Here is a 20,064-nt window from a genome sequence, read left to right on the forward strand (position 1 = left end):
GCAGCCTGAGCTGCGGCGATAGGGGGAAGGGGAAGAGTGGTTCGGGGGTCAGTCGACGGTGACGACGACGGAGTGCCAGCCGCTGGCGCCGTCGGGGATGGTCTGGGTCCGTTTGTCGGTCTGCACCTGGCCGGTGCGGTCGGTGGCGCGGACGGTGAGGGTGTGGCCGCCTTTGGCGGCCTGCCAGGGGAAGGACCACTGGCGCCAGGTGTCGCGGGTGTCCTCGGCAGCGAGCCGGGCTTCCTGCCAGGGGCCGTCGTCGACGCGGATCTCGACCTTGTCGATGCCGCGGTGCTGGGCCCAGGCGACTCCGGCGACCATCACCGTCCCGGATTTGGGCCGGGCGAACGGTTTGGGGGTGTCGATGCGCGACTCGGTCTTGATCGGCGCTTTGCGGGCCCAGCCGCGCTTGACCCAGTAGGGGTCGTAGGAGTCGAAGGTGGTGAGTTCGATGTCCCTGATCCACTTGCAGGCGGAGACGAAGCCGTACAGGCCGGGCACGACCATGCGGACCGGGAAGCCGTGGGCGAAGGGCAGCGGTTCACCGTTCATGCCGAGGGCGAGCAGCGCGTCACGGCCGTCCATCACGTCGTCGACGGGGCTGCCGATCGTCATCCCGTCCACCGAGCGGGCCACCAACTGGTCGGCGGGGCCGCCCTTCGACGGCGGCTTCACCCCGCACTCGGCCAGCAGATCGGCCAGTCGTACGCCGATCCAGCGGGCGTTGCCGACGTAGGGGCCGCCGACCTCGTTCGACACGCAGGTGAGTGTGATGTCGCGCTCGATCAGTTCGCGCCGCAGCAGGTCGTCGAAGGTGAGGGTGACAGGGCGGGTGACGCCCTTGCCGTGGATGCGCAGGGTCCAGGTGGTGGCGTTGACCTTGGGCACCACGAGGGCGGTGTCCACGCGGTAGAAGTCGCCGTTCGGCGTGGTGAAGGCGCTGATCCCGGGAATCCGCAGCTGGGCACCTCTGGGTACGGCGGCGGCTGGGGAGGCGGGGCGGGGCAGGACGAGCTTGTCGCGTGAGGCGACCGCGTTCTGGCCGCTCGCCCCGTTCAGTGTCCGGCCGATCACGCCGGCCCCGGCGGACGCTGCGGCGGCGGCCGTGGCCGCGATCACGAAGCCGCGGCGGTCCCAGCCGGCGCCGGAAGGCGGGCCTTCCCGCTCGCCCTGAACGGATTCCGCGGACGGGACCCGCCGGGCGAGGCGGCCCACCAGGACGTAGAGCACCGCGGCTCCCGCGATCGCGCCCACCACGGAGGGCAGTGCGTCGGAGAGGCTTGTCGAATCCGGCCGACTGGTGGCCGATACCGCCCCGACAATTCCGAAGAGCAGAACACCGGCAGCGCCGCTGCGCCGAAAACGCAGTGCGACAATTCCCAGCGCCAGCGCGAAAAGCGCCAGCATCACGAGAATTCCGAGCTGAAGAACCAGCTTGTCATCGGTTCCGAAGTGCCGGATCGCCCAGTCCTTGACGGCGGCCGGGGTGCGGTCGATCGCCGCCCCGCCGACCGCCACGACCGGACCGGCCTGCGGACGCACCGCGGCCGACACCAGCTCAGCGACGCCGAGCGAGGCGAGGCCGGCCAGCACACCACTGCACGCGCCCAGGGTCGGGCGCGCCCAGGTGAGGCGCTGTCGCGTTTGCTTCTCGTCGTCGGTCACGTGGGGAATCCGGTTCCGAAAGCCCCGCGGATTGGTCGTCCACCCGATCGGACGAACCTTTTTCCCGGACCAATCCGCGCCCGATCCGGCTACGGATATAAGGCAACGTCGGATTTCACTCTCTTCCGCTGGGCGGGATTTTGTGGTCGCTCGCTGATTTCGGCGTCGCAGCGGCGCCGGGTACCGGGTACCGGGTACCGGTTTCCGACGCGAAGCCCGCGGCCCGCGGCCATCCGCAGTCGTGTCTGCGCGGGCATCGCCTTGATCTCGACTCGGCGCATCCGTAGAGCGCCCGTCCCCGGAAGTCATGCGTAACGAGGGCGGCGCAGCAGTGCCCAACCCTGAGAAGACCGGACGAGAGGAGCCGCCCAGTGATCGTCGCCGTGGTCACCGGCGCCTTTCCGTACCGGCGGCGCGGATGGGACGGCATGGGGTGCTGGGGCAGCGTGGGCCGCAACGGATGACACGGCTCGGGTCGCGTCGGTGTTCCTCACCGGTTCGACGGAAGACCGGCCATGTGGCCAATCCGCTCCCGCGGCTGCTTCGGATTACGCGCGAGACGAGTGTCCGCAGCGACCGGAAGGAGAAGCGATGTCGCGCGTGTCAGGGAGCGGACCGTGGGAACGGCGGGGGGCCGACGACGGCGTACGCGGGCGGCGGAGTGTCGCCGTCGTGGGCAGTGGGGTGGCGGGGCTGACCGCCGCGTACGTCCTGAGCCGCGACCGCCACGTCACTCTGTACGAGGCGGACGACCGGCTCGGCGGGCACGCCCACACCCACGAACTGACCTCCGGCGACGGTGTGACCCGGCGCGTCGACTCCGGGTTCATCGTGCACAACCGGCGCACCTACCCGCGGCTGCTGCGTCTCTTCGACGAACTCGACGTCGCCACGCAGGAGTCGGAGATGAGCATGTCGGTGCGGTGCGGGGGATGCGGGCTGGAGTACGCGGGTGCCCGTGGCCCCGCCGGGCTGTTCGCCCGGCCGCGGAACGCGCTGCGCGGCTCCTACCTGCGCATGCTCGCCGAGGTGCCAGCCTTCCACCGCGCCGCGCGCCGCCTGCTCGCGAACGAGCCCCAAAGCCCCCGCACCCTGGGCGCGTTCCTCGACCGGGAGCGCTTCTCCGCCTACTTCCGCGCCCACTTCATGACCCCGCTCGTCTCGGCGGTGTGGTCCTGCGACGCCGCCACCGCCGAGCGCTATCCGGCCGCCTACCTGTTCCGCTTCCTGGACCACCACGGGATGCTCTCCGTGACCGGAGCCCCGACCTGGCGCACCGTCACGGGCGGTTCGCGCACCTACGTCGACCGGATCGCCGCCCGCCTCGACGCGGTGCGCCTCGCGGCCCCGGTGCGCGCCGTGCGCCGGCATCCGGACGGCGTCGACATCACCACGCACGACGGCACCACGCAGTCGTACGACGGTGTCGTCGTCGCCACCCACCCCGACCAGGCGGTCCGGCTGCTGGCCGATGCCACGCCGCTGGAGAAGGAGGTCCTCGGAGCCTTCCGCTACTCCCGCAACACCACGCTCCTGCACACCGACACCAGCCTGCTTCCTCGCGCGCGGGGGGCCCGCGCCTCCTGGAACTACCTGATGCCGGCCTGCTCGACCGGCTCCGACCAGGTGCGGGTCAGCTACGACATGAACCGGCTCCAGCGCCTCGACGCGCCCGAGACGTATGTCGTCACGCTGGGCGGGCAGGACCGTGTGGACCCGGGGCGGGTGCTCGCCCGGATGGTGTACGAACACCCGGTCTACACCCCGGAGTCGGTCGCCGCGCAGGCACGACTGCCCGAGTTGAACACCGCCGTGACCGCCTACGCCGGGGCCTACCACGGCTGGGGTTTCCACGAGGACGGGTGCCGCTCCGGAACCCTGGCCGCCGCGGTACTGGGAGTGCGCTGGTGAGTGCCCCGCCGGCCCTCTACCGGTGCGCGATCAGCCACATACGGACCGCGCCGGTCCGCTACGGGCTGCGCCACCGCACGTACATGTGGCTGATCGACCTCGACAGTCCGCCCCAACTCCCGCTTCTGCTAAGGCCGTTGGCCCGCTTCGACGCGCGCGACCACTTCGGCGGGGAGCAGCCGTCCGTGCGCGCCGGGCTCGACGCCTTCCTCGCCACGCACGGCGTGGACCTGGCGGGCGGCCCGGTCGTCATGCTGACCCACGCCCGCGTGTTCGGCCATGTGTTCAACCCGCTGACCCTGTACTGGTGCCACGACCCCGACGGCACCCCGCGGTGCGTGGTCGCCGAAGTCCACAACACCTACGGCGAACGCCACAGCTACCTGCTGTTTCCCGACGGGACGGACACGGCACGCGCCGACAAGAAGTTCTACGTCTCGCCGTTCTTCCCCGTCGACGGCCGCTACCGCATGCGCCTGCCCCGCCCCGGCGAGCGGCTCGACCTGACCGTGCACCTCGAACGCGCCGGCGGCAGGCCCTTCACCGCGACCGTCCGCGGGAGCCGCCACGACCTCACACCGTTCGCGCTGCTGCGGCTGGCCGTGCGCCATCCGTTCTCGACCCTCGCCGTGTCCGCCGCCATCCGGCTGCACGGCATCCGCCTGTACCTGCGAGGGCTGCCCGTCCAGCCCCGCCCCCACCACCGCACCCCGGAGAACGCGTCATGACGACCGCCGAACACCGTCCCGCCGTACGGCCGTCGGCCCCGCCGTCCACACCCCCCGCCGTCGACCCGGCCCGCTGGCCCGACGTTGCCGCCCCGCCGTCCACATCCCCCGCCCGCAGGGCTGTCACCGCGGCCGTGCTGCGCCGTACCTTCGAACGCCTGCCGCTGCGCGTGCGGTTCGCCGACGGCACCAGCTGCGGGCAGGGCGGCCCCCTGCTGGAGATCCACGACCCGGCGGCGTTCCACGGCCGTATCGGCGCCCAGGGCCTGATCGGCTTCGGCGAGTCGTACATGGCCGGCGAATGGGACGCCCCCGACCTGGTCGCCGTCCTCGCGGTGCTGGCCCACAACGCGGCCACCTTGATCCCGGCCCCGCTGCAGCGGCTGCGCGGGCTCTGGGCGCTGCGCCGGCCGCACGCCCAGCGCAACACCCCCGACGGCGCGCGTACCAACATCAGCCACCACTACGACCTGTCCAACGACCTTTTCGCCCTCTTCCTCGACGACACCCTCACCTACTCCGCGGCCCTCTTCCGCGCCCTGCCCGCCACCTGGGAGCTGCTGGCCGCGGCCCAGCACCGCAAGATCGACCGGCTGCTGGACCTCGCCGGGGTCGGGGCGGGCAGCAGGGTGCTGGAGATCGGCACCGGCTGGGGCGAACTCGCGATCCGGGCCGCCGCGCGCGACGCCCGGGTCACCTCGCTCACCCTCTCCCGCGAACAGCGCGACCTCGCCCTCGAACGGGTCGCCGCGGCGGGTCTGTCCGACCGGGTCCGTATCGACCTGTGCGACTACCGCGAGGCCCGCGGCACCTACGACGCGGTCGTGAGCGTGGAGATGATCGAGGCCGTCGGCGCCGAGTTCTGGCCCGACTACTTCCGCACCCTCGACGACCGGCTGGCCCCCGGAGGACGCGCCGCCGTGCAGGCCATCACCATGCCGCACGAACGGATGCTGGCCAGCCGGGACACCTTCACCTGGATCCACAAGTACATCTTCCCCGGCGGTCTGCTGCCCTCCGTCGAGGCGGTGGCCGACGCCGTGAACGACCACACCCGGCTGCGGACCGAGCGCCGGGACGGCTACGGAGCGCACTACGCCGAGACCCTGCGGCTGTGGCGGGAACGCTTCACCGAGCGGGCCGACGAGGTGGCCGCGCTCGGCTTCGACGACACCTTCCGCCGCATGTGGACCCTCTACCTCGCCTACTCCGAGGCAGGGTTCCGCTCCGGATACCTCGACGTGCAGCAGTACCTGTTCACCAAGGAGGGCCCCGCCCGATGAACACCGTCCGCACTGTTCGCACCGGCGCCGCCCAGCGGCTCGCCGCGCTCGCCGGGACCGCGCTGGGCGGGCCCCTCCCACTGCGGCTGCGCGCCTGGGACGGCAGCGAGACGGGCCCGGCCGAGGGACCTGTCGTCGTGGTCCGCTCCCGGCGCGCCCTGCGCCGCCTGCTGTGGCAGCCCGGAGAACTGGGCCTGGCGCAGGCCTACGTCACCGGTGAGATCGACGTCGAGGGCGAGCTGGCGCAGGGGCTGCGCGCCATGTGGGCGGCCGGACGGGAACGGCGCCTGCACCCGCCACGGCTCGGCCTCCCCGACCTGGCCCGTGCCACCGCGACCGCCGCGCTGCTCGGCGCGGCCGGACCACGGCCGCCCGCCCCCGCCTCCCAGGCACGACTGCGCGGCGGTCTGCACAGCAGGGCCCGCGACCGGGCCGCCATCAGCCACCACTACGACCTCTCCAACGACTTCTACCGCCTCCTCCTCGACGAGACCATGGCGTACTCGTGCGGCTACTGGACCGGCGACGAGCCGGACCTCACCCCGGCCGACGCCCAGCGCGCCAAGCTGGAACTGATCTGCCGCAAGCTCGCTCTCACGCCCGGAGCCCGGCTGCTGGACATCGGCTGCGGCTGGGGTTCGCTCACCCTCTACGCGGCACAGCAGTACAAGGCGCAGGTCACCGCCGTCACCCTGGCCAAGGAGCAGGCGGCCCACGTCCGCGAACAGGTCGCCGAACGGGGCCTGGAGAACCTGGTCGAGGTGGTGTGCCAGGACTACCGTGACATCGCGGGCGGCGCCTACGACGCCGTCGCCACCGTCGAGATGGGCGAGCACGTGGGGGACGCCGAGTACCCGGCGTTCGCCGCCGCCCTGCACCGCCTGGTCCGGCCCCGGGGACGCGTGCTGGTGCAGCAGATGTCCCGCGGGAGGAAGGCGCCGGGCGGCGGCGCGTTCATCGAGGCGTACATCGCTCCCGACATGCACATGCGCCCGCTCGGGGAGACCGTCGCCCTGCTGGAGGAGGCCGGGCTGGAGGTGCGCTCGACCGAATCGCTGCGCGAGCACTACGTCCGTACGGTCGCCGCCTGGCACCGCACTCTTGAGGAGCGGTGGGACGAGTTCGTGCGGCTCGTCGGGGAGGAGACGGCCCGGGTGTGGCGGCTGTACCTGGTCGGCGGGGCCCTGGCCTTCGAGGAACGGCGGATGGGAGTCGACCAGATCCTGAGCGTACGGCCGGCACCCGGCGGTGACGCCGGCATGCCCGCGACGCCCCGGGACTGGTACGCGGGACTGGACCAGCTGTGAGCGGCTTCGCATGGGGCGCCTTCGCGGTGAATCTGGGATGGGCCGCGGCGGCCTCGCTCGCCGTCATGCTGGTGACGTTCGCGATCACAGTACGGCGTGGTCTGCACCGGATCGTCGACATCGCCTGGGGAATCGCCTTCACCGCGGTCGCCGTCGCGAGCTGCGCGGCCTCGGCCGGCGAGGGCGACCCGGGCCGCCGCTACCTGGTCACCGCGCTCACGGCACTGTGGGGCCTGCGGCTGGCCGGGCACATCGCCCGGCGCGGCCGCGGTCACGGCGAGGACCCGCGCTATGACCAGCTGCTCGCCAAGGCCCCCGGCAACCGGAACCTGTACGCCCTGCGCATGGTCTACCTCCTCCAGGGCGCGCTGGTGTGGCTGGTGTCGCTGCCGGTCCAGGCCGCACAGTATGTGCCCGGTCCCCTGACGGCGTTCGCCGCCGCCGGCACGGCACTCGTAGTACTCGGAGTGTGCTTCGAGGCGGTCGGGGACGCCCAACTCGCCCGCTTCAAGGCCGATCCGGCCCACAAAGGCCGGATCATGGACCAGGGACTGTGGCGCTACACCCGTCACCCCAACTACTTCGGTGACTTCTGCGTCTGGTGGGGGCTGTACCTGATCACCTGCGACTCCGCCGAGGCAGCCGCTCTGACCGTCGTGTCGCCGCTGGTCATGAGCTCTCTGCTGATCTGGGGCAGCGGGAAGCGGCTGCTGGAGCGGCACATGGCCCAGCGGCCCGGATACGCCGAGTACGCGGCCCGTACGAGCGGCTTCTTCCCGCGCCCGCCCCGCTGAGGTGTGGTCCCGCTGAAAAGGTGTGGCCCCGCCCTTCGCGGCGGGGCCACACCTCTTCAGGCGGGGAAGCCCACCAGGGCGAGCGGGCTGGTGGTGGGCTGTTTCGAGCCGCCCGCGGGCTCGACGGTGATACCGACGCCCGAAGCCCCGTCCACGGCCCCCCGCAGCAGGACGGCCTGGTCGCTGAGTCCGGGGTCCATCAGACCGGCGGAGCGCATGGTGCCCCCGTCGTCGAACCACAGCTGGTAGACCTTGCCCGCCGGCGGATGCGCCATCCCGGCGGCGAGGAACACCGCTTGGTCCCGCTCGTGCGAGACGACCACGGTGCCGGAGGCACCGCCGGCCAGCTTCACGACCCCGGTCCTGGCGTCCGGTGCGGCGAGCACCGCGCTGATCTGCGCTGTTCCCTGCTCGGCCCGGCGCGCCCGGCCGAGCGCGTCCTCGGCCCGCTGGTGCTGCCACACCGTGGTGCCGCCGAGCGCGGCAGCAGCCGCGAGGCAGGCGGCCAGCGTCCACCGCGACAGCAGCCGGGCCCGCAGGCGCGCACGGCCCGAACGAATCGGCGTGGGCTCGCCGGGGGAGTCCTGACGGACGGTCGTGATGCGGCGCAGCACCTGCTCGCGCATCTCCCGCCGAGGCGTCACGGAGACGGCGAGTCCCAGGCGGGCCGCGGTCGCGCACAGCTCGGCGGCCTCCTGAGCACAGGGCTCGCAGTCGGCCAGATGCCGCTCGAAGGCGTCGCGTTCCTCGTCGGGCAGGGCGTGAAGGGCGTAGGCGCCGGTCATGCGGTGCAGTTCGGCGGTGGTCATGCGGTCACCCCCAGGCAGTCGCGCAGCCGGATGAGTCCGTCGCGCAGACGGGTTTTGACGGTGCCCAGCGGGAGGGCGAGGGACTCCGCGACCTGGCGATAGGTCAGTCCGCGGTAATAGGCCAGGGTGACCGCCTGGCGCTGGATCTCGGTCAGCGTGCGCAGACAGCGCCGCACCTGTTCCCGCTCCAGCCGTGCCTCGACCTGTTCGGTCACCTCGTCGTACTCGGGAGTGTGCTCCAGCAGCGCGGCCCTGTGGTCCCTGGCGGCCACGGCTTCCACGTGCCGGACGCGGTCCACCGCCCGGCGGTGGGCGAGGGTGAGGATCCAGTTGATCGCCGTCCCGCGGTCGGAACGGTAGCGCGGAGCGGTGCGCCACACCTCCACCAGAACCTCCTGCGCCACCTCCTCGGACTGCGCCTGATCGCGCAGCACGGCACGTACGACACCCAGAACCGGGTTCACGACGGCGTCGTAGACAGAAGCGAACGCGGGCTCGTCCCCCAGGGCCACGCGGCCCACCAGCTCTTCCAGGTCCGGCTCCATCGATGGGTTTCTGCCGATATGTACGGCTTCTTTCACAACGCCCTCCGCGGTTGGGACATCTCCGGACGTAATCCGATCCTGCGCGGGCCGGGGATTGGTCCCGACCGCGACGAAAACGCAGGTGACGCCGGACGGCGACGGCGGGAGCCCGGACGACGAACGACCACGCCGAGGCCATGCTCGTGGCGGGCGGTGGGCATGCGATGCCCCGCCACTGTGGCCACTGGCACCGAGTGGCCTTCCGTACGACCGGGGACGGCCTCGCGGTCGTGCACCGTCCGGTTCGGTGTCGGCCGCCTCCACAGCCTCTTCGCACGGGCGCGGGCCGGCGGATGCGCCGTACGTCCGAAAAAATCCGTGGGTATCAGGCACGGGTCCCCTCCCCGGAACACCCGGAGGTGCCGCGCTGCCCATGGGTTCGGATTGCTGTCGGCCGGATCCGGGGTCGGCGCACCGCCCACTGACCGCTTGGCCACGCTTGGCCACGGTGGGTGGCGGGCGGCAGGTGAGGCACTGGAGCCGGTGACACCTCGGCCCTTTGCCTCGAATCCGGTCCTGGTGTAGGCGGGTTCGACGATGAGCGCCCGGACGCCGTGGTCGCGGATCTCGTGGTCCAGGGACTCGGTGCAGCCCTCGATCGCTTGCTTGGAGGCGGCGTAGGCGGCCATGTAGGGCTGGGGCAGGAACCCGGGCGCGGACGCGATGCGGCTTGTGGCGACCACGTTGAATCCGGCTGCGACCAGGGCGGGCGCGGTGTCCTTCCCGATGCCGGATGACGCACCCGTCACGAGTGCCACCGGCCGGTTCGTCGTCAGCACGGACTCCCGCGCTCACTCGAAACCGATCAGTTTCCGCTAGAGTAAACCGATCGGTTTCCGTATGCAGGTTCAAGCAGGGAGAATGCCGTCATGGGCCGGATCAGTGCGCAGGAGCGGCGTGAGGACGTCATTTGCGCGGCGGTCACCGAGTTCGCGCGTACCGGCTACCACGGCACCTCGACCGCGGCGATCGCCAAGCGGGTGGGTGTCACGCAGCCGTATCTCTTCCGGCTCTTCCCGGACAAGAAGGCGATCTTCGTCGCCGCTTTGGTGCGGAGCATGGAGGACACCCGCCTGGCTTTCGAGAGGGCGGCCGACGGGGTGGAGGATGGCGAGCAGGCCCGCCAGACATTGACGAGCGCTTACGCGCACCTGATGTCGACGCGCCCCGAAACGCTCCTGATGCAGATGCAGGGATATGTCGCCGTGGCGGCCGCCGTGGCGCAGGGCGACGACCTGATCGGTGAGGTCGTCCGGGCCGGCTGGACGAGAATCTGGGACGCCGTGCACCTGTCGCTGGGCGCCGATGCCGGCGCGACCGCGAGCTTCTTCGCCTGCGGCATGCTCGGCAACACGCTTACGGCCATCGGGCTTCCCGCGAGCACCGGGCGGTGAGGGAGTTTTCTGGACGGCGATGTGTCAGTGCACACCTGCCGCGTCGAGCAGGGTGGTCACCGTGGGGGCGACGAGCCCGGTCAGGTTGTCGGCCTGGATTCCCGCGCGGGCGCTGGCGCCGTCGAAGACCAGGATGAGCTGCCGGGCCAGCAGATCGGGATCGTCCGCCCCGCCCTGTTCGGCCTCGGTGCGGAAGAAGGCGGTCAGGTTCGCCTTGACCTGATGGGCGACCCGGCTCGCGGGGTGGCTCTGGTCCTTGAGTTCGACCTGTACGGCCAGGTACCGGCAGCCGTGGAACTCGGGGGCCCCGGACTGTGATTCCACCTGCTCGAAGACGTGCAGGATCCGCTCGCGGGGTGAACGGTTGTCGTCCGCCGCGGGCAGGAGGGTCGCCGCGTAGGCGGAGGAGCGCTCCTTCAGGCTTGCGGCCAGGAGTTCGTCCTTGCTCTCGAACAACTGGTACATGGAGCGCTTCGACACCCCCGCCGCCTTGCACAGCGCCTCGACGCCGATGCTGACGCCCTCTCGGTAGGTGAGCGTGGCCGCCGCCTCCAGCAACCGCTCCCTGGGGCTCAGTTTCACTTCGGTGCTCATGCCGCGAGGTTAACCCGAAACGGACGAAATGAAAACCGATCGGTTTCCAGGTCTCGGGAGGATCGAGAGCCTCACGGGCACCCTCTCCGGCGTCGAAGGCATTCCCCTGCCGCCAGTCCTCCACCTCCATCTCGCGCCCGACACCGTCCCGGAGTAGCTCTACGACGCGGTCGGAAAACTCGACCTCGAGCTCCGACTCGGCCTGGACGACGCCGACATCGACCGGGCCGGTCAGGCAGGTGGCGGGCTCGTCGTCCCGGGGATCCACGGGTACGGAACGCCCCGGTGAGTCCGGGGGGCCGGTTGCGCTTGCGCCTGGGAACCGATCGGTTTACCGTGATGGAAACCGATCGGTTTCTCATTCTGTGGAGGCAGTCATGACCGCACTCAAGGGCGCCAACGTCTTCGTCACCGGCGGCAGCCGAGGCATCGGCAAGGCCCTGGTGGAAGAGCTGTACGCGCGCGGTGCCGGCAAGGTCTACGCCACGGCCCGCGACCCGCGCACGGTGACGCACCCCAACGCGGTCCCGGTGGCGCTGGAGGTCACCGACCCGGCCTCCGTGGCGGCCGCCGCCGCGCAGGCACAGGACGTGACCGTGCTGATCAACAACGCCGGTGCCTCGGTCGGCGCGTCGTTCCTCGACTCCCCGGTCGACGACGTACGCCGGGAGTTCGAGACCAACTTCTACGGCCCGCTGCTTCTCACCCGCGCCTTCGTGCCCCTCATCGAGCGCAACGGCGGCGGCCACCTCCTCAACGTGCACTCCGTGCTGTCCTGGCTGGCCCTCGGCGGCTCCTACAGCGCGTCCAAGGCCGCCCTGTGGTCGCAGACCAACTCCCTGCGCCTGGAGCTGCAGCCGCGCGGCATCGCCGTCACCGGACTGCACGTCGGCTACGTCGACACGGACCTGGCGGCGGACGTCGAGGCGCCCAAGTCCGACCCGCGTGACGTCGCCGCACTCGCCCTCGACGGCGTCGAGACCGGCGCGTACGAGGTGCTCGCCGACGACATCTCACGGCAGGTCAAGGCCGGTCTGGCCGGCGACCTGGCCGGACTGTACGCCCAGCTGGCGAACTAACCCCCGTACACACAAGGAGTCGGCGAGATGCCCAGCAACGAGTCACGTCCCACGATCCACATCCCGGGAACCACCAGCCACACCCTCGCCCCGCGCGCAGGACACCGCAGCGACGAGGGGACCCTGCGTTACCTCAAGGCGGGTACCGGTGCCCCCCTGGTCCTGCTGCACACCGTGCGCACCCAGGCCGAGCACTTCCGCCACCTCATCCCGCGGATCGCGGACCGGTACACCGTGTACGCCCTAGACCTGCCGGGGATGGGCTACTCCGAGATCGTGCCCGGGGCGTCGTACGACGAGCCGGCCATGCGCGCGGGCGTCGAGCGACTCCTGACCGAACTCGACCTCCACGACGTGACGCTGGTCGGGGAGTCCATGGGCGCGGTGCTCGCCCTGACCGCCGCGGCCGACCTGCCCGAGCGGGTCCGGCGCGTCGTCGCGGTGAACGCGTACGACTTCCGCGGCGGAATCGCCCGGTCCGGTCTTCTCGCCCGTGGAGTGGTCGGCGGTGTCCTCACTCCAGGGGTGGGCCCGGTGGTCGCCGGGGTCGAGCCCAAGCCCGTCGTCCGCAGGATCCTGCAGGGCGGGCTGGTCGACAGGACCGCGCTGCGGGAGGACTACCTCGACGAACTCCTCCAGGTGGGTCGCCGCCCCGGCTACCCCGGCGTCGCCCGGGCCGTGTACCAGAGCATGCCCAGCCTCATCGCCGCCCGCTCGCGCTACCCGGAGGTCAAGGCACCCGTCCACCTCGTCTACGGGGAGAAGGACTGGTCCCGTCCTTCGGACCGGCAGGCCAACAAGGAGCTGCTGCCGGCCGCCGACTTCACGCAGGTGCCGGGAGCAGGCCACTTCATCGCCCTGGAACGGCCCGACCTGCTGGCCGACCTGCTGAACGCGGTGGCGTGACCGCCCCGAGGGGCGCCGCAGCCACCCCCGTTCGGGTGTAGTGCGGGACGGGACCAGGTTCGAGCATGTGCCTGACAGCGTCGTGGCATGCAAAGGAGCAGGAACATGGCAGAGATTCAGGTCGAGTTCGATGTTCCGGCGGAGATGCGTGACGGCACGGTGCTGCGCGCGGATGTCTACCGGCCCGGGGGTACGGGGCCGTGGCCGGTGCTGCTGAGCCGACTGCCGTACGGCAAGCAGATGGCCCTGGCGATCGCCCTCCTCGATCCCCTGGCGGCGGCTCGGCGTGGCTTCATGGTGGTCCTCCAGGACACCCGGGGCCGGTTCGCCTCCGAGGGGGAGTGGGAGCCGTGGACGTACGAGGAGAGCGACGGTTACGACACCGTACGGTGGGCCGCCGCCCTTCCCGGAGCGAACGGCTCCGTCGGCATGATCGGCGCCAGCTACTTCGGCAACACCCAGTGGATGGCGGCGCTGGCCAAGCCGCCGGAGCTGAAGGCGATCGCGCCGATGGTCACGTGGTCCGAACCGGACGACGGACTGTGGACGCGCGGCGGCGCAATCGAACTCGGCATCACCGCGCCCTGGTCCCTCATGATGGGCGCAGACGCGCTGATGCGCCGTCACAGCGCCGACCCGGCCACGCTCGGCGGCAGTCTCGGCGGGCTCGTGCGGGATCTCGACGGCCTGGCCGACGGCGGCTACGGCGAACTGCCCGCCGGGCGGTTCCCCGCGTTCGTCCGGCACGACCTTCCCGAGCTGGGCTACGAGAGGTCCCGGCGGGAGCCCGAGTGGGCGCGGTCCTGCCGTGTCGCGGGCCGGCACGACGAGGTCGACCTGCCCACCTTCCAGGTCGGCGGCTGGTACGACATCTTCACCCAGGGCACACTCGACAACTTCACCGCCATGCGCCGCACCGGCCGGTCCGCCACGCTGATCATGGGTCCGTGGAGTCACTCCAACCAGCAGCACGTCATCGGCGACGTCAACTTCGGGTTCGGCGCGAACTCCGCCTTCATGGGCATGCGCGGACCCCTGCACGGCCTCCAGCTCGACTGGTTCCAGCGCACGATCGGCGACGGTGAGGCGCTGGAGCCGGACACAGGCAGGGTGCTGCTGTTCGTCATGGGCGTCAACCAGTGGCGCGAGGAGACGGAATGGCCCCTGTCGCGGGCCGTGGACACGGACTTCCACCTGCGCGCCGACGGCCGCCTGACGCGGGAGCCGCCCGCTGTCGCCGAGCAGGCCGAGGAGTTCACCTACGATCCGACGGATCCGGTGCCCACCACCGGCGGCGCGTCGCTGATGACCGACGAGTTCCGTCCCGGGCCCCTCGACCAGAGGGACGTGGAGGCGCGCGAGGACGTCCTGGTCTTCACCACCGAACCCCTCACCGAGGACATCGAGGTGACCGGCCGCGTCAAGGCCGTGCTCTTCGCGGCCACGGACGGGCCCTCGACCGACTGGGTGGCACGGCTGTGTGACGTCGACGAGCACGGCGTCTCCCGCAATGTGGCCGACGGCATCGTGCGGGTACGGGCGATCCCGGGTGAGCCGGCCGAGCACGTCGTGGACCTGTGGTCGACCAGCATCGTCTTCCGGGCAGGGCACCGCATACGGGTCCAGGTCACCTCCAGCAACTTCCCCCGCTGGGACCGCAACCTCAACACAGGCGAACCCGAGGAGAGCGCGACCACGGCCCGGGTGGCCCGCCAGCAGGTCTTCCACGACCCGGCCCGGCCCTCCCGCATCGTGCTGCCGGTGGTTCCGGCCCGCCAAGAAGCGTAGGACCACGCCGGGACGGCCACGCCGCCGACCGAACTGCGGCAGCACGTCCAGCGGTGGTGCGGGGCCGCGAAGCCGGCGTACTCGGTGACCCGGACGGTTCCGGACGGCAAGGTACTGATCGACTGTCCCCATCCGGCTTCGACGGCGGTCCCGAACGAGCCCCTGAACGGGATCGGACAACAAACAAACCCCAGGCTGTTGGCCTGGGGTTTCATATGGAGCGGGTGACGAGAATCGAACTCGCACTCTCAGCTTGGGAAGCTGCGGGCGTTTGGGGGCGGTTCTGGGGTTGACCTGGGCGAACGGTTCGGGTGCGGCTTCGTCGGGCTCGGCTGCTTTCACCGTGGTTCCCCGCTGCTCCCCGCTGCTCCCCGCTGGATCTGGTGCGGTTGTGGTGCGGCGCTCGGTCAGCGAAGGCGCCCTCGTGGCGTAACGAGTCAGGCACCCCAGGGTATGGCGGGCCTTCAGTCGTGGACGAAGATGCGGGCATGGGATCGATGCAACCGGACATCACTTGGCCGTTCCCCGCTGGCGTCTTTCCCGCGGGGCTACTGGCAGTGGTGCAACGCACTGTCGTGGACGCGGAGTTTCCGGCCCTGACGGTGATCCATGACGATGAGGACGACTGGCTTCTGTGCGACGGTCTCCACGATCCAAATGCGGACGGCGCCTCGATCGTGGCGCACATGGACCACGTTCTGACTCAGGACCCGTCCCTCATCGAACTGGCCGACATGCCGCCGGGGCACGTTGCTGAACGATCGAGCGGTGAAACTCCGTGGGAGATCCGATCATGGGCGTACCCGAGCGACGGAGAGACCTGATCTGCCGCCAACACGCTTTCCAACTGTGGGGGTGGGGGAGTGGGCGTCGTTCGGGGCCGTTCACCTGCATTCATGACGGGTTCGCAGGGCTGCCAAGGAGGGCCCGTGGCCTGACCTGAACGGCGGCGAACGAAGGTGAATGAGACGGAAACTGAGACGGCGGCATGTGGCAGGGTGCGTCACCCTGCCACAGGTTAGAAAGGTCGGAGCAGGCCGTCACGTCCCTTGCCTAGCGCCGGTTGAGGGAACGTGTGACGCCGGTGACTATCGTCGTCGCAAGGATCCATCCGCAGCCGGTAAGGAAGTAGCCGATCCACTGAGTGCCGGGCGTGGGAGTGAATGCTGCTGCCTGCCCGAGACCAATAACAGGAAGCAAATGGTCAAGGGTGAAGATCACGGGGTTGAAGACCTCTGTGCTATCAGGGGCGGTGCGGATAGGGCGCTGGACCGTGAAGACAACCGAGCCGAGTGCCAGCAGGCCGATCAGCCAAAGGCCGGCGCGCATCGGCCGGTAGCCGTAGCCGACAGTGATGTCCTGGATCGTTCCCCAGACGCGGGCATGCCGTGGCAGGGTTCCGCGACGGAGACGCTCCTTAAGCAGCGAGATGGTGCGTGCCTCGTCCTCGTGGCCTAACGAGTGGTATGCAAGAGCCAGTTGTTCGAACGGTTGCGGGGTGTAACCAGACCTGTCGCGAAGCAGCCACCGTATGCGCTGTCTCGGCGGCAGCGGGTCCTCGAACCGGTCGTAGCGTAGACCGTCGACCTTCAGTTCGTCGGGCCAGCTCTGCGATGCATCTCGGATGATCCCAACCATCGCGTGACGGAGATCCACCAGGCCCTGCGGCGGCTCCCCCATCCGTAGATCCACCTCCTCCGCCTGGGCGTGCGGCATGGCAAGCGCGACGCGACCCGGAGCCGTGATCCGCGCATCCCGCAGGGTGATTCGGCCATTGATCCTGGCTCCAGCCAGATCGATACTCCCTTCCGCGGTGAAGCCGCTGTTGAGATGCAGGCTTGTGCCAACCTGAAGGTGATATCCGTGCAGCGCCCTGCGTTCCGGGTTGCGCAACTGAGCGTTCCAAAAGCGAACAACCCCGTCGACTCTGGCGCCTGGAATATCGACTTCGCCCACCGTCTTGATCCGGTCGCAGACCATGTCGCCCTCGACATGCATCCGTGAGGCCTTCAGCGCTACGCCTCCAGGCTTCAGGAGCTGGGCGCCACTCATGTCAAGGTCACCGCCAACGTGAGTGCTACGCAGGATCACTTCGCCTTCCGCAGTGAAGCCACTGCGCATCCATATGTGATCTTCTACCTGCAGGCGGTTGGCGGTCAGGGCGGGACCCTCGGAGTTGCTCAGTTGGCTCCCGTCGAGGTTGAGGATGCCGGTGATGTGAGTACCGTCCAGGTTCAGCAAGCCGTCCAGCTGGGAATGACGAACCTTCAGGTCGCCGTCGACCGACGCGTTGGCTGCATAGAACCGGACAAGACGACAGCGCTTCAGGCTGAACTGTCGGGTGCGCGCACTGTAAAGGGTGACTCTGCCTCGGAAGTCGCAACCGTCCATGGTGACGCGGTACGGGATCTCGGCATAGTCGAGTTCCAACGATCCGTCCACGCGCACGCCGTCCAGCCGCAGTGCGGGGACGTGTCCCGGCTCTGCGACGGCGCCGTCAAGTAGCAACCACGTAAGCGCAGCACCCCTGACCGTGCGCTCGGCTCCCCAGCGACCGCTGTTAGCCGGCCTGTCCTCATCTGTATCGCCGACCCGCAGGTCCAACCTCTCGCCGCGGGAGAACGCGTCCCGAACACGCAGTTCCACTTGAGTCAGATCCTCGGTGCGCACGCTCGCTGCCCCCCACCCCCGGATGCATCGCCCGTGAGGTTACCCGTGAGACGCCTGACCTAATGCGGACTTACCTGGTAGTGGGCCATGAGACCGAAACTCGCGCTCTCAGCTTGGGAAGCTCGGGTGCTTCGGCCCGATCTCCCGTGCTGACCTGCGATCGAGGGTGTCTGTATCCGAACTGACTGCCGAGCAGCTCCCCGGTGTTCCCCGTGGTTCCCCACACGACCTGGCACGGTTCTGGCACGGCTGTCGTGGGTGCTGGTCACTGCTCCAAGGGCGTTGTCAGTAGGGGCTGTTAGCTTCCGTGGCAGAGATGAGCCGGTTCGATGTCCTCGCCGAGGAACACGGCGGCTAAGGGGGGTGGCCGGATAGGAGTCCCCGGACCACTGGGTCTCGGGACGCCGAATGGCTCCGTACCCACCCCCCTCTCACACCTTCTGATCTGTAGCTCTACAGAGATCGGTCATTGGAGGTCATACAGGCTGGAGTGTGTTGCCTCCAGTGCATAAGTCTGGCTAGACGCCGAAGGAGAACAAGGAAGCTGTCTGAGCTGCGAGTTTTCCAGGATCTTGAGAGAGTCCTTCGACAGATCGTCGAAGGGCTCTTGCGCTGCTTGGCGTGACTGCGGCTTCTGACCAGCTGGCTAGGGCCGCTGCTCAGCGCCGTCGACGCGCAGGGGTGCTCCGGGTCACGGCGCTGGCAGGTACGCCTACGGAACCATGCGCGGTCCTCGGTAGCGCCCGACCTCAGGATCTGGAAGCCCGCTCATGCCCAAGTCCGAACGCATTGCCTCGCGTAGGTCTGCGTTCTTCAGCCAGTACACGGCGCGTAGGTGGAGAAAACGATCTCCTGTGATGGATGGCTCCTCTATCAGCAGGTCTCTGATGGCCTCCAAGGCTTGTGTTACCTCAGCGGCCAACGTGACTATGTGGCTGGGCGCGGTGAGCGACAGAGCTTGGCGGTGTTGCCACAGTTGCGAGCCGTCGATGGCCCGGTGAATCTCGCCGAAGCGCTCGCTCTCGGAGAGTCCAGCCTTGAGAGCGGATGCTCTCATTTCGCTGTGGGCACGGCTGCTGGCCACCACAAACTCCTGGTAGACGATCCGCCGCTGCTGGGTCCACTGCTGCTCGCGTTCTCGCCGCCACCGCAGTCGCTCGGCGAGCAAGGCGGACCCGACACCTACGATGGCGCCGCCGATGGTGCCCACGGGGGCTATCCAGTCCATGGGGCAGTCATACCCAGGGCGAGGGTCGGGGCCGATCGCGGATCGTTGATCGGCAATCCGGTCATCTACCTTTTTCAAGTCCGGCAGCGCTCCGTCGAGACAGCGCTCACTGGCAACACGCGTTCCAACTGTGGTGGTGGGGCGTCGAGGTTCGTACAGGGGCGTTCACCTGGGTTCATGGTCGGCTGCTCGGTGTGCAGGAGCGTGCCCCAGGTCTCGCCTGAACGTCTGCGAACGGCGGTGAACGAGACGGAAACTGAGACACGGGCTCCGGATCGCACCAAGTTTCCTCGACGTCCGCCGGACGGCCACCCATCGATTTTTACGCCCACCGGGTGGAGCCGTCGGGCCCCGGAAAACTGAGACGGTCTTCGACCGGGCTGGTTGACTTATTGCGATGACTGTTGGATTCAACGATGGTGCAAGTTGCCTATTTGATGGTGCCGGTCCAATGCGGATCTTCGCCGAGGTAGGCGCTGTCGTCCTGTAGGAAGGCGTCGTCGGTGCGGCTCATGGTGAAGACAATCTGCGTGCCGTCGCTCTTGGCGATGGTGTACTCGGACGTGAACCTGCCGCTGTGGCCCGGAGCAAGGCGGCCCGTCATCTCCTTGGAGTCGACCTCGACGTAAATGGACTCGGTCGCGCCGCCGTTGGTGGCGCCCTTTGCGTCGGAGCTCATGTTGTCGAGGTCGTATGGTTTGGTGGTGCCGTTTGTGACGGTCCACACGACGCGGAAGGCGGTCTTGTCGGCGGACGGCCTGTCGTCGTACTCCCCGTACCTGGTGATCTTGTTGATGCCGTTGACCTGCACCTTCATGCCGTCTTTGTAGGCGAAGGTGTCCCCGACGGCCAACTCGGTGTTCGGCTTGTCGGTGGTTGGAACTGCACTGTTACTGCTGCACTGATCGATCCAGTCGGACTGTGACAGCGTTGAGTTGGGCCCGCAATCAGGCGACTTCGATGGGGCCTTGTCCGCGGTGGGCGTCGCGCGTTCTGCTGAGCCTTGCTCGTGACTGCCGGCACAGGCGGTTAGCGTGGCAATGAATGCGGCGAAGGTGATGAGCGCCATTCTACCGTGCATAGTCCCTCCCCCAAGGGCGGTAGCGAGACTGCCCATTGTGGCGTTGATGCAGCGGGCGTGAATGTGCCGCGCGCTCCTTGTGTCGGAGATGTGATACGCGCGCTCCGCAGCGGCGGGCCTATTCTCGGTGAACGGAGCACCAGAAACCGCTCGCTCTTCGGGCCGCAGCGACCTCGACTCAGGCGCCCGCGTTAGCGGCGACGCAGACGTACTCAGGGGGTTGTGTCCCGCCATCGTTCGGGA

General features: G+C 69.4%; 18 protein-coding genes. 10 read left to right on the forward strand and 8 right to left on the reverse strand.

The genetic code is table 11. From position 1 onward, the window contains the following. Positions 1 to 48 precede the first annotated feature (48 nt). Positions 49 to 1,665, reverse strand: a complete 1,617-nt coding sequence (locus ACWDEW_RS38540; RefSeq protein ID WP_450519388.1) for a sulfite oxidase — start codon at positions 1,663 to 1,665, stop codon at positions 49 to 51. 591 nt (positions 1,666 to 2,256) lie between these two features. Here ACWDEW_RS38540 and ACWDEW_RS38545 point away from each other — a divergent pair. Genes ACWDEW_RS38545 through ACWDEW_RS38565 form a run of 5 tightly spaced genes read left to right on the forward strand, consistent with a single transcriptional unit; the run spans position 2,257 to position 7,688 of the window. Then, positions 2,257 to 3,576, forward strand: a complete 1,320-nt coding sequence (locus ACWDEW_RS38545; RefSeq protein WP_450519390.1) for an NAD(P)/FAD-dependent oxidoreductase — start codon at positions 2,257 to 2,259, stop codon at positions 3,574 to 3,576. After that, on the forward strand, positions 3,573 to 4,304 hold the full coding sequence (locus tag ACWDEW_RS38550; RefSeq protein WP_450519392.1) for a DUF1365 domain-containing protein: 732 nt from the start codon (positions 3,573 to 3,575) through the stop codon (positions 4,302 to 4,304). The genes ACWDEW_RS38545 and ACWDEW_RS38550 overlap by 4 nt, the downstream gene beginning before the upstream one ends. Beyond that, positions 4,301 to 5,587, forward strand: a complete 1,287-nt coding sequence (locus ACWDEW_RS38555) for a class I SAM-dependent methyltransferase (protein ID WP_450519394.1) — start codon at positions 4,301 to 4,303, stop codon at positions 5,585 to 5,587. Before ACWDEW_RS38550 ends, ACWDEW_RS38555 begins: the two co-directional genes overlap by 4 nt. Then, on the forward strand, positions 5,584 to 6,894 hold the full coding sequence (locus tag ACWDEW_RS38560) for a class I SAM-dependent methyltransferase (protein ID WP_450519396.1): 1,311 nt from the start codon (positions 5,584 to 5,586) through the stop codon (positions 6,892 to 6,894). Before ACWDEW_RS38555 ends, ACWDEW_RS38560 begins: the two co-directional genes overlap by 4 nt. Beyond that, positions 6,891 to 7,688 (forward strand): DUF1295 domain-containing protein, encoded by a 798-nt coding sequence (locus ACWDEW_RS38565; RefSeq protein WP_450519398.1) that lies wholly within the window; start codon positions 6,891 to 6,893, stop codon positions 7,686 to 7,688. The genes ACWDEW_RS38560 and ACWDEW_RS38565 overlap by 4 nt, the downstream gene beginning before the upstream one ends. 56 nt (positions 7,689 to 7,744) lie before the next feature. Here ACWDEW_RS38565 and ACWDEW_RS38570 read toward each other — a convergent pair whose 3' ends face one another. Genes ACWDEW_RS38570 through ACWDEW_RS38580 form a run of 3 tightly spaced genes read right to left on the reverse strand, consistent with a single transcriptional unit; the run spans position 7,745 to position 9,860 of the window. Beyond that, positions 7,745 to 8,497, reverse strand: a complete 753-nt coding sequence (locus tag ACWDEW_RS38570) for an anti-sigma factor (protein WP_450519400.1) — start codon at positions 8,495 to 8,497, stop codon at positions 7,745 to 7,747. Then, positions 8,494 to 9,078, reverse strand: coding sequence for a sigma-70 family RNA polymerase sigma factor (locus ACWDEW_RS38575; RefSeq protein WP_450519402.1), 585 nt, complete (start codon positions 9,076 to 9,078; stop codon positions 8,494 to 8,496). Before ACWDEW_RS38575 ends, ACWDEW_RS38570 begins: the two co-directional genes overlap by 4 nt. Further along, complete coding sequence (locus ACWDEW_RS38580) at positions 9,075 to 9,860, reverse strand: SDR family NAD(P)-dependent oxidoreductase (RefSeq protein WP_450519404.1); 786 nt, start codon at positions 9,858 to 9,860, stop codon at positions 9,075 to 9,077. Before ACWDEW_RS38580 ends, ACWDEW_RS38575 begins: the two co-directional genes overlap by 4 nt. A gap of 90 nt (positions 9,861 to 9,950) precedes the next feature. Between ACWDEW_RS38580 and ACWDEW_RS38585 the strand changes: the two genes are divergently transcribed. After that, the gene (locus tag ACWDEW_RS38585) at positions 9,951 to 10,475 is read left to right on the forward strand and encodes a TetR/AcrR family transcriptional regulator (RefSeq protein ID WP_450519406.1); all 525 of its coding nucleotides are present in this window, start codon (positions 9,951 to 9,953) and stop codon (positions 10,473 to 10,475) included. A 24-nt stretch (positions 10,476 to 10,499) separates the two neighbouring features. Here the strand turns inward: ACWDEW_RS38585 and ACWDEW_RS38590 are convergent, their stop codons facing one another. Beyond that, positions 10,500 to 11,069 carry a TetR/AcrR family transcriptional regulator gene (locus ACWDEW_RS38590; RefSeq protein ID WP_450519408.1) on the reverse strand — a complete coding sequence of 190 codons (570 nt, stop codon included), beginning with the start codon at positions 11,067 to 11,069 and terminating at the stop codon, positions 10,500 to 10,502. A 377-nt stretch (positions 11,070 to 11,446) separates the two neighbouring features. Here ACWDEW_RS38590 and ACWDEW_RS38595 point away from each other — a divergent pair, with 377 nt between their 5' ends. The 4 genes from ACWDEW_RS38595 (at position 11,447) to ACWDEW_RS38610 (ending at position 15,666) form a co-directional block, all read left to right on the forward strand. Then, positions 11,447 to 12,148, forward strand: a complete 702-nt coding sequence (locus tag ACWDEW_RS38595; RefSeq protein ID WP_450519410.1) for an SDR family oxidoreductase — start codon at positions 11,447 to 11,449, stop codon at positions 12,146 to 12,148. 27 nt (positions 12,149 to 12,175) lie between these two features. After that, positions 12,176 to 13,054: an alpha/beta fold hydrolase gene (locus ACWDEW_RS38600; protein ID WP_450519412.1), complete on the forward strand. Its 879-nt coding sequence runs from the start codon at positions 12,176 to 12,178 to the stop codon at positions 13,052 to 13,054. A gap of 105 nt (positions 13,055 to 13,159) precedes the next feature. Continuing rightward, positions 13,160 to 14,842: a CocE/NonD family hydrolase gene (locus tag ACWDEW_RS38605; protein WP_450519414.1), complete on the forward strand. Its 1,683-nt coding sequence runs from the start codon at positions 13,160 to 13,162 to the stop codon at positions 14,840 to 14,842. Between the two features lie 470 nt (positions 14,843 to 15,312). Then, positions 15,313 to 15,666 (forward strand): hypothetical protein, encoded by a 354-nt coding sequence (locus ACWDEW_RS38610; protein ID WP_318017673.1) that lies wholly within the window; start codon positions 15,313 to 15,315, stop codon positions 15,664 to 15,666. Positions 15,667 to 15,895: 229 nt separating this feature from the next. Here the strand turns inward: ACWDEW_RS38610 and ACWDEW_RS38615 are convergent, their stop codons facing one another. From ACWDEW_RS38615 to ACWDEW_RS38625, 3 genes are all read right to left on the reverse strand, one after another. Then, entirely contained in the window at positions 15,896 to 17,512 is a 1,617-nt protein-coding gene (locus ACWDEW_RS38615) for a hypothetical protein (RefSeq protein WP_450519416.1), read from the reverse strand. Positions 17,513 to 18,224: 712 nt separating this feature from the next. Then, complete coding sequence (locus ACWDEW_RS38620; RefSeq protein WP_450519418.1) at positions 18,225 to 18,740, reverse strand: hypothetical protein; 516 nt, start codon at positions 18,738 to 18,740, stop codon at positions 18,225 to 18,227. A gap of 430 nt (positions 18,741 to 19,170) precedes the next feature. Beyond that, positions 19,171 to 19,809: a hypothetical protein gene (locus ACWDEW_RS38625; RefSeq protein ID WP_450519420.1), complete on the reverse strand. Its 639-nt coding sequence runs from the start codon at positions 19,807 to 19,809 to the stop codon at positions 19,171 to 19,173. Positions 19,810 to 20,064 lie beyond the last annotated feature (255 nt).

Source organism: Streptomyces sp. NPDC001100 (assembly GCF_053598575.1).

Bases quoted from the DNA above. Each gene is read 5' to 3' on its own strand.
- ACWDEW_RS38560 (WP_450519396.1), top strand. From the start codon at position 5,584: ATGAACACCGTCCGCACTGTTCGCACCGGCGCCGCCCAGCGGCTCGCC.
- ACWDEW_RS38590 (WP_450519408.1), bottom strand. From the start codon at position 11,069: ATGAGCACCGAAGTGAAACTGAGCCCCAGGGAGCGGTTGCTGGAGGCG.
- ACWDEW_RS38625 (WP_450519420.1), bottom strand. From the start codon at position 19,809: ATGGCGCTCATCACCTTCGCCGCATTCATTGCCACGCTAACCGCCTGT.
- ACWDEW_RS38555 (WP_450519394.1), top strand. From the start codon at position 4,301: ATGACGACCGCCGAACACCGTCCCGCCGTACGGCCGTCGGCCCCGCCG.
- ACWDEW_RS38585 (WP_450519406.1), top strand. From the start codon at position 9,951: ATGGGCCGGATCAGTGCGCAGGAGCGGCGTGAGGACGTCATTTGCGCG.
- ACWDEW_RS38570 (WP_450519400.1), bottom strand. From the start codon at position 8,497: ATGACCACCGCCGAACTGCACCGCATGACCGGCGCCTACGCCCTTCAC.
- ACWDEW_RS38620 (WP_450519418.1), bottom strand. From the start codon at position 18,740: ATGGACTGGATAGCCCCCGTGGGCACCATCGGCGGCGCCATCGTAGGT.
- ACWDEW_RS38605 (WP_450519414.1), top strand. From the start codon at position 13,160: ATGGCAGAGATTCAGGTCGAGTTCGATGTTCCGGCGGAGATGCGTGAC.
- ACWDEW_RS38595 (WP_450519410.1), top strand. From the start codon at position 11,447: ATGACCGCACTCAAGGGCGCCAACGTCTTCGTCACCGGCGGCAGCCGA.
- ACWDEW_RS38545 (WP_450519390.1), top strand. From the start codon at position 2,257: ATGTCGCGCGTGTCAGGGAGCGGACCGTGGGAACGGCGGGGGGCCGAC.
- ACWDEW_RS38600 (WP_450519412.1), top strand. From the start codon at position 12,176: ATGCCCAGCAACGAGTCACGTCCCACGATCCACATCCCGGGAACCACC.